We start from the raw sequence: 8,487 nt of genomic DNA on the forward strand, positions 1-8,487 counted from the left end.
GGCCTTCATTGAACATCAAAAGCAAAAACCCCCGGCAGTTTCCTGCCGGGGGTCTTTGTTCTAGCTGAACCGTCGTGAGACGATCAGATTAGAAGGAGCGCAGAGCCTGAACCTGGCCAACAAACGTGCCCTGACCGCCAACGGAGGCGAGACCGGTCTTGTTGGTGAAGCCAGCGGTGTTGAGCGTGCCCGACAGGCCGGTTTGAACGAAGGCGTACTGGATTTCAGCCGAGAACGTCAGGTTCTTGACGGGGGTCCAGGCGGTACGGGAACCAACAGCGGAGATCGAGAAGTTGGCATCGCCAGTGAGAGCGCTGCCAACGAACGTCGAGTTGTACCGAGCGACCATAAGCGCGTTACCCGCACCGGTGTTCTCGTGACGTGCGTAGCTGCCCCAGAGCGAGGTGCGCCATGCCGGGTTCCAGTAGTGCTCGAAGAACAAACGTGCGCCGAAGTCGGTCGCCAGCTGCAGGTCCGTACCGGTGCCGCCGCCAACCGGGCTCGCGAACACGGCGTCCATGTAGTTGCCGAGTGCGACGTTGTTGCCGTTGAACAGAGCGAAGCCAGCACCGCTGACCTGCGAGGTACCACCGAACACGTAACGGGTTGCGCCGTTCGCGTAGGTGATGTCGCCGCGCAGGGTGTCGCCCACGCCGGTCGGCAGGTTCTTGATTTCGAAGCCGGCGGTCAGAGCGTAGCCAAGCTTGTCATCGAAGTGACCGGTCGTCTCGTTCGCACCGTTGTAGGTCATTGCAACCTGGTGAAGCGCACCAGCGAAGTGCAGCGAACCCCAAGCCTGATCAAGGCGCAGGTTGGCGACGATGTCGGGCATCATGTTGCCAGCGGTCGAGCTGGAATAAATGGTGGTCCCGGGAACGTTCAACGCATCGTTGACATCATAGATGCCGCCGGTGCGGTAGGGGCGCGTGGTTTCAGCCGAGATCGTGGCCGAGAGGCCGTTACCGAGCGAAGCGGTGTAGGCGATCTGCGGGATACCGGTCTTGTCATCCGAACCGCCGGTGAAGCCCGACGAGATCGACGGATGGGAGAGAACCCACTGGGTGTCGAACTGCGAGACGGCCTTACCGAAGGTGAAACCAGCGAACTGGATGAAGGCGTAGTCGACTTCGTTGTTACCGCCGGCGATGCCGTCGGTTGAGTCAGACCACTGGAACTGGGTGTTCACGAAGGTACGAACAACGCCGTATTCGGTGGCGGTGCGGGTATCCATGTTCAGGTTCGCGCGGACGCGGCCCGTGTAGTAGTCCTTGCTGCGGGTGTTGGTTGCGCCAGCGCCCTGGAAGAACGGGGTGCCGTAAACGCCCGAGGAGTTCAAGCTGGTATCGACGCGGATGAAGCCGCCGATCTTCAAGCAGGTGTCCGAGCCGGGGATGTAGTAGAAGCCAGCGCCGTACAGCGAGCAGACCTTCACGTATTCGACCGCTTTGGCCTTGACGGGGAGATCGGCAGCCTGAGCGCCACCAATTGCGAGCAAGCCCGCGGCTGAGCCCAGAATCAGGCTCTTAATCGTCGTCATGTAAACCTCCAAGTTGCTTTAGGGAAGGTTCCGCCGCGGGGTGATACACCCTGCCAGCCAGTCCCTTTGTCCCTGACAACCCGCCAAGCGCTTCATGCCCCTGAACACGCACACCAGAAGGCGAGCGAGGTTCAGAACGAACCACCTTTACGGGACGACCTCGGGATGCCCCCCTCCGTCGCACCGTGAACATCTCCTAACCGTTTCAGTTGCGCAACGACGTTGCGCCCCAAAGCGGCCCCGTTTGGCCGTTTAGAAAACAGGTGTTGCAGAAATCACACTATTTCGTGATGAGGGATCGGTTTGTAAGCTCTTGTTTATGCATTCGAATTTCGCATGTGCGAGATTTACCGGCCGGGACGTCTGCAATCGCGCAATCCCCGGGCACTAAACGTCGTCGAATTGAGGCGCGCATGTGATCGGCGCGCGACCGACGATTCGGTAGCGGATTCGCCGGGATCAGCCATTTGCGACGAAGCGCAGGGGCAGCAGAGGCCGGCAAGCCTGCAAGGATCGACGAATATCGCAGACTTATACGATCCATTGCGATCTGCGCTTGCGGCGCGCTCGCGCGTCGGGCATATCGAGCTTGTTGGAGCTGTGGCCGAGTGGCTGAAGGCACCGCTTTGCTAAAGCGGCATACCTTTTACCGGGTATCGAGGGTTCGAATCCCTCCGGCTCCGCCACCCTCTTTTTGAGTGAATCAAAAAACCCCAATAGAATCAACAATTTGCGCACGTCTCCGTTGGACGTGTTGCACGTTTTGTTGGACGTTTTGTTGCGCACCGGAAGCCAGCTGCGGCGCGCTCGTCTTGCAAGGTCCGCTTAAGCGCGCCGCCCCCCCCTTCGAACTGAATCCCCCAATCCCAGACGACCGGAACCTTGTTTCGGCCAGCTGGAGAGCCGTGCTTTCAACGATAAAAACAGTGCGGTCGATCATCGTCCGTGCTGCGCCGACCTCGGCCTGGCGAATGGCGCGCGTCGCCTCGACATCGACTATGATCGCCGCCTTCAAGTCGATCAGGTAGTTGATAGGCAAGGAAAGCATGCCTCTTGTGAGCGCCGCTCCATTGCGCAGCGGGATCCGATCGGGAGATGAACTTCGGCACCGTCTCGCTCGCCGCGCCCAAGGCCGCCTCATCAAGCGTGTCGAGATACTCGCAGTCAGACCGGCGCGTCCGGGCGATCGCCTGCCAGTCATGCTGGCCAGCGCCTGCGACCGAGCGCTGCTTGTTGGCGTCAGCGGCAATGAGGCTGGCGTCGACCGCATAGGCCGCGCCTTCGACTAGTCCTTCCGCCATACAGCGCCGCACTGCCGTCTCGAACAACTTGCGCAACAGATCGCAATCGCGGAATCGACCATGCCTATTCTTGAAGAACGTCGAATGATCCGGCACTTCGCGTCGAGGCCGAGCCGGCAGAACCAGCGGTAAGCAAGATTCAAGTGGACCTCTTCGCATAACCGCCGTTTAGAGCGAATGCCGTAGCAGTAGCCGACCAGCAGCATCCGCACGAGCAGCTCAGGATCAATCGAAGGACGGCCGGTCGAACTGTAAAATGGAGCCAGCTTGCTCCGAATGCCCGACCGGTCGACGAACCGGTCGATCACTCTCAGCAGATGGGCGGCAGGCACGTCCCGCCCGAGCGAAAACGCGTAGAAACAAAACCGCCTGATCAATCTGCTGGGCACCCTACATCGATTCAGCCTCCGCCAATACTGACAATGAATCAGCAATCGCGCTCGGCTTCGACAAAGGTTTTTCAACACAATCAGCCATGAGCAGTCACTCGCCCTCATTCATGTAAAGTCGCGCAAGCCGGACTGCGCGTTGTGCTCACGTCACGATATCGCTGATCGTATTGGCCGCGATGAGCATGGCCACGATCTACACCATCGGAACCCAATAGCCGCTCCGGCAACCCGACATGTGGCACGGCCGGGAGCTTCCAGCCTTGCGCCAGAAGCCCCTCAAAGCTTCTTCCTTCTCTGGCCCGGTCTCACCTGGATCGAAAGCTAGCGATTGTCATCCATCGTGTGGCGCCTTCCGATAACGCCCAATCTGGTTGATCAATAATTCTCCGATAGATACTCGACAATTTTTCCGACATCGGCGTCGTCAATCGGCGCGCCATAGACCTTGATCATCTTCGTCACCTCGGCCTGCCAGAAGCTGGCCTTGAAGGCCGGCCCCTGCGGCTGGGTTTTGATGTAGTCTGGTGAATGGCAGGCCGTACAGTTGTTCTGCACTGCCTCGAGGTTCTTTCCCGACTTCAGTTCCGCTGCGTCATCCGGAACTTGATAATTGACCGGCTTGGCGCCAACGGCACCCATGCCTGACAGGGTGATGGTCAGAGCAGCGAAACCGACCAAAACAACGCGCTTTCCATATGTCATGATTGTTTCCCTTATGCCGCCGTCACGCGCGTGGTCTCGACCACGTTGCGCAGATAGCCAGCCGGGTTCCACAACGCCTCCATCGGCTGAACCTTGCCGTCATTGCCGGTAGCGCGGACTTTCAGCTCATGATCGCCGGCCGCCAACTTCACCGGCATCTGCCATTCCCTGAAGGAGAATTTGCCGAGATCTTTGCCGAGCGATGCAGCCGTCCAGTTCTTTCCGCCATCGCTGGAAACGGAGACATCCTTGATCCCACTTCCGCCATCGAAGGCGATGCCCTTCAATGGAATCTCCGTGCCGGCCTTCAACTTCGCGCCATCGGACACATTGGTGATGAAGGAGCGGATGGTAAACTTGTTGATCGGGATCGTTGCCTTCGGCGCGGTACCAGGTGGCACGCTATTGTTGTCTGTATCGGGAATCCGGTAGGCGGACTTCATCCAGAAGCCATCGAAAACGCTGTCGATCACCGTGATCTCGTTCAGATGCTTGACCCAATAAGTTCCGTAATAGCCGGGCACGATCAATCGCAGCGGAAATCCGTTCAGGAAAGGGAGATCGGCGCCGTTCATCGCATAGGCCAGCATCACCTCGCCGTCGCGAGCGTGGTCGATGTCGAGTGCCTTCGCGAAGTCCGGCGTCTTGTCACTCACCGGGCCATCCATGCCCGCGAATACCACCTGTTTCGCTCCACCCTGCACGCCGGCAGCGTCAAGCACGGATTTCAGTGTCACACCTGTCCATCGCGCATTTCCCATGGCGCCGTTGCCAAGCTGACCGCCGGCGACTCGCGGCGTCATGAAGCCGCGACTGTTGCCAGAGCACTGATTGACCGCGACGAGCTCGACCGATGGCAATTTCTTGAGGTCGGCCAAAGACAGCTTCAACGGCTTGTCGACCTTGCCTTTGATCTCAAGGCTGAAGGTCTCGGGATCAAGGTCGTAAGGGATGTCGGCCAGATGGTACCGCACGAAGAACGCATCATTCGGCGTGATGACGTTGTCGTTGAAGACCGAAAAAGGTGTTTCGAGCTGTGGCGGTCGGCTGGTGAGCCCGATCATCGGGCGCTTTTGCGGGTATGTGACCAGAGGGCGTTCGCCGTTTTCGAACGGCAACGTCACGGTTTCAGCGGCTAAGCTCGCAAGCGTCGATCCGCCGATCGCACCACCAGCCAGCATGAGCGCACCGCCTTTGAGGGCGACTCTTCGATTCATCATGACGTCTCTCCCACGGGGACATATTCCCTTACGATGATGAACGCACATATCTCGGAATTACTCCAAGCCAATTGCAGGGGCCGGCACTTTCGCGGCATTCCCGGCACTGCACCGCAACATGCCGTAGATAGTGGCATCTTCATCGCGGGAACCGGTTAGTTCTTTACACTCGCAATCACCGCACCCGCCCGACGCAACTTGAATTATGGGGGATCACATGGCGTTCACATCGACGGTGTTCGCAGCGTCCCTGGCAATCTCGATGATTGGGCACTCGCCTGACCAACTTGCCCGTCCGCATCGGTGATCATCTCCCAGGTCACGGAAGCTACTCTACGGACGGCGGACGGATTCGCTCCGCGCCGTGTCCGTCGCGCGATATCCCCGCCCATAGGCGGAGGCGGAACAGGTTTCCTCTCTCCGGCGGCCATGACGTTAGATGGCAATCGGTAAGTTCGCGACGCCAAGGGAAACAATCGTTGCCGGGGTCCTGAAGCGCACTACCTGCAAGCTTCGCATCCTCTTCTGCGCGCCCGACAACCGTCATGTCGGCGAGCATGAACCCGACGGCATCTTCATGATCGTAATGCGATAGAGTTGGAGCGGTCACGGGATCAGACGTTGCCGACCATCCAGGCCCGGGCGTCGCGCTGCGCGGCTGCAATCTCGACATCCGTCATCGTCTCGGCGACTTCGCGGCGCATCGCGATGGCGTCCACGCGGCCTTTGATGGCGGCAAGGTTGAACCATTTATGCGCGGCGATCAGGTCGACGAAGCCGGAGCGACCGCTGGCCCAGTACAGCCCGCGCTCGAAAAGCACATCCTGAATGGCGCTGGTCTCGATCGGCATGGCCGCCGCGAAATCGATCTGCCCCTGAAACATCGTTCAATTCCTTTTGTCTTTTTGCTCTTGTTTGTTTTGGCCGCCCTGATCCGAGCGCGGCCCCCGTCCGTCTTTGTCGCAATCCCCACCGCCGGTTGCCGGCTTGTTGGGATCATCATGACCAGACAAATTTGAAGAGCAGTTTAAGCATCGCGATGAACGAAACCTGAAGGCGACGGCCATCGCGGGCGCGGCGCGATACAGACGTCCCGCAATGTCAGGGGTTTCGGAGTTTCAGCAGCTTCCGTTTACCGTGCCGCCTGGCAATGCCTTCACTATCGAAGAAAGCACGCGGATTTTCCGGCTGTTGTCAGGCGAGACGCCAGCCTGCGCCGAATGCGCGGCGCCAAAAATATTCGGGCATCGGGATAAGGATATCGGCCGGGGTTCAACCCCACGGCGGAAAGACGAGGGCGTCGGCAACACGTCAGGATCAGATCTCACGGGGTAAACCGCCGGTGAGACCGCGGACCTATGTCCGCATCGTACAGAACACCAATACGAATACTGCGTTCTTGCCGGACCGATCGCGGGAGGGCACGCCCTGCCCTTAAGTACGGTCCAGCCGTTGACCTGATGTCTCGCCGACACCCTCTTTCGTCAACATGGCCCGCACCACAAAATCCGCTTCGAGAAGCAAACTTCGCCGAGGCCATTGTGACGTCGCCGGCAGCGCCGGCAGTCTTTGGGGAGAAGAAGTTACTTCTTCTTGGCGACCTTCTTGGTCTTCTTCGCGGTCTTCTTCACGGCGCTCTTGGTCGCCTTCTTCACTGCCTTCTTCGCCTTCTTCGCTTTCTTGGCCATGTGGTGCCTCCGAATGGTGAGATGACTTGTTCGCTGCGTGCACTCGGGAATCGAAATGCACTACATTCCGAATACACCAACGATTTCAAAAGAACAGTGTCCTGCTTAAGGAAGTGTTGATGACGCAACGGCGCATTTGCCCTACGGGCTCAGTCATAACTTGCGAAGTACACATCTGACGACCGCCGGAAATGCCTGAAAACCCTACGTCTTCGTTTGTCAATATTTCAGAAAATGCCTATCCTGCGCACACAACCGCAATTTTCGATATCAGATAACTACACAAACGAGCGGCGCTACCGAATCGCATGGACCGACGCAAAACGCACCGCGCTGAATCTGAGTCGGATTTTTTGGCAATAAAAAAATTTTCGCGAAAATCGCGTTAGCCTCTTCGCACGCCCTGCCACAACCGCACTTTTCGCCGAATCGCCAACGGCTGATTCGCGCGTTCATTTCGGTCAGGTGAGACGTCACGGGCCGCCCATCGACGCAAAACGACGCCGCGCGTACGAGCGCCGGCGTCGTTTTCAGTGCGTTCAGATGCCGAGCTTGGACTTCAGGAGATCGTTGACCGCCTGCGGATTGGCCTTGCCGCCAGACGACTTCATCACCTGGCCGACGAACCAGCCCATCAAAGCCGGCTTGGCTTGCGCCTGCGCCACCTTGTCAGGATTGGCCGCCATGATGTCGTCGACGACCTTCTCGATCGCCCCCATGTCGGTGACCTGCTTCATGCCACGGGCTTCCACCAACGCGCGCGGGTCGCCGCCCTCGGTCCAGACGATCTCGAACAGGTCCTTGGCGATCTTGCCGGAGATCACTTGCTCGCCGATCAGATCGACGATCGCGGCCATCTGATCGGCCTTCACCGGCGAGGACACAATGTCCTGGCCTTCCTTGTTGAGGCGGCCGAACAGCTCGTTGATCACCCAGTTGGCGGCGAGTTTGCCGTCACGGGCCTTATCCTTGAGGCCCTCGAGCACCGCCTCGAAGAATTCGGCGCTCTCGCGCTCGCTCACCAGCACGGCAGCGTCGTAAGCCGACAGGCCGAACGCGCTGATGAAGCGCGCCTTCTTCTCGTCCGGCAGTTCTGGCAGGTCGGCCTTCAGGGCGGCGACGTATTCCTCGCTGAATTCAAGCGGCAGCAGGTCGGGATCCGGGAAATAGCGGTAGTCGTGCGCCTCTTCCTTGGAGCGCATCGAGCGGGTCTCGCCCTTGTTGGGGTCGTAGAGCCGGGTCTCCTGGTCGATCGTGCCACCATCCTCGAGCACGCCGATCTGACGGCGCGCCTCGACATCGACAGCCTGGCCGATGAAGCGGATCGAATTGACGTTCTTGATCTCGCAGCGGGTGCCATATTCGGCGCCGGGCTTGCGCACGGAGACGTTGACGTCGGCGCGCAGACTGCCCTTCTCCATGTCGCCGTCGCAGGTGCCCAGATAACGCAGGATGGTGCGCAGCTTGCTGACATAGGCCTGAGCCTGCTCGGCGCTGCGCATATCGGGCTTGGAGACGATCTCCATCAGCGCCACGCCGGAGCGGTTGAGGTCGACGTAGGACATCGTCGGGCTCTGGTCGTGCAGCAGCTTGCCGGCGTCCTGCTCCAGATGCAGCCGCTCGATGCCGACCGTGATGCTGTCGCCG

5 protein-coding genes, 1 tRNA gene and 1 pseudogene are annotated in these 8,487 nt (G+C 59.4%); 1 reads left to right on the plus strand and 6 read right to left on the minus strand.

The window, feature by feature from the left end; all coding sequences use genetic code 11:
- Nucleotides 1-88: 88 nt before the first annotated feature.
- The gene (locus JWQ24_RS05915; protein WP_299805566.1) at nucleotides 89-1,537 is read right to left on the minus strand and encodes a porin; all 1,449 of its coding nucleotides are present in this window, start codon (nucleotides 1,535-1,537) and stop codon (nucleotides 89-91) included.
- Nucleotides 1,538-2,131: 594 nt separating this feature from the next.
- Between JWQ24_RS05915 and JWQ24_RS05920 the strand changes: the two genes are divergently transcribed.
- A tRNA-Ser gene (locus JWQ24_RS05920) sits at nucleotides 2,132-2,223 on the plus strand.
- A 242-nt stretch (nucleotides 2,224-2,465) separates the two neighbouring features.
- Here the strand turns inward: JWQ24_RS05920 and JWQ24_RS05925 are convergent.
- From JWQ24_RS05925 to gatB, 5 genes and pseudogenes are all read right to left on the minus strand, one after another.
- Nucleotides 2,466-3,216: pseudogene (locus JWQ24_RS05925) on the minus strand (transposase); the annotation flags it as partial.
- 389 nt (nucleotides 3,217-3,605) lie between these two features.
- Nucleotides 3,606-3,932, minus strand: a complete 327-nt coding sequence (locus tag JWQ24_RS05930; RefSeq protein ID WP_299805568.1) for a cytochrome c — start codon at nucleotides 3,930-3,932, stop codon at nucleotides 3,606-3,608.
- A gap of 11 nt (nucleotides 3,933-3,943) precedes the next feature.
- Nucleotides 3,944-5,152 (minus strand): molybdopterin-dependent oxidoreductase, encoded by a 1,209-nt coding sequence (locus tag JWQ24_RS05935; protein WP_299805583.1) that lies wholly within the window; start codon nucleotides 5,150-5,152, stop codon nucleotides 3,944-3,946.
- Nucleotides 5,153-5,766: 614 nt separating this feature from the next.
- Complete coding sequence (locus tag JWQ24_RS05940; RefSeq protein ID WP_299805570.1) at nucleotides 5,767-6,036, minus strand: hypothetical protein; 270 nt, start codon at nucleotides 6,034-6,036, stop codon at nucleotides 5,767-5,769.
- A 1,343-nt stretch (nucleotides 6,037-7,379) separates the two neighbouring features.
- On the minus strand, nucleotides 7,380-8,487 hold a 1,108-nt coding region (gene gatB / locus JWQ24_RS05945; RefSeq protein WP_299805572.1), incomplete at its 5' end, for an Asp-tRNA(Asn)/Glu-tRNA(Gln) amidotransferase subunit GatB.

This window comes from Tardiphaga sp. (assembly GCF_028290495.1).
Taxonomy (GTDB): domain Bacteria; phylum Pseudomonadota; class Alphaproteobacteria; order Rhizobiales; family Xanthobacteraceae; genus Tardiphaga.

Bases quoted from the DNA above. Each gene is read 5' to 3' on its own strand.
- JWQ24_RS05915 (WP_299805566.1), bottom strand. From the start codon at position 1,537: ATGACGACGATTAAGAGCCTGATTCTGGGCTCAGCCGCGGGCTTGCTC.
- JWQ24_RS05930 (WP_299805568.1), bottom strand. From the start codon at position 3,932: ATGACATATGGAAAGCGCGTTGTTTTGGTCGGTTTCGCTGCTCTGACC.
- JWQ24_RS05935 (WP_299805583.1), bottom strand. From the start codon at position 5,152: ATGATGAATCGAAGAGTCGCCCTCAAAGGCGGTGCGCTCATGCTGGCT.
- JWQ24_RS05940 (WP_299805570.1), bottom strand. From the start codon at position 6,036: ATGTTTCAGGGGCAGATCGATTTCGCGGCGGCCATGCCGATCGAGACC.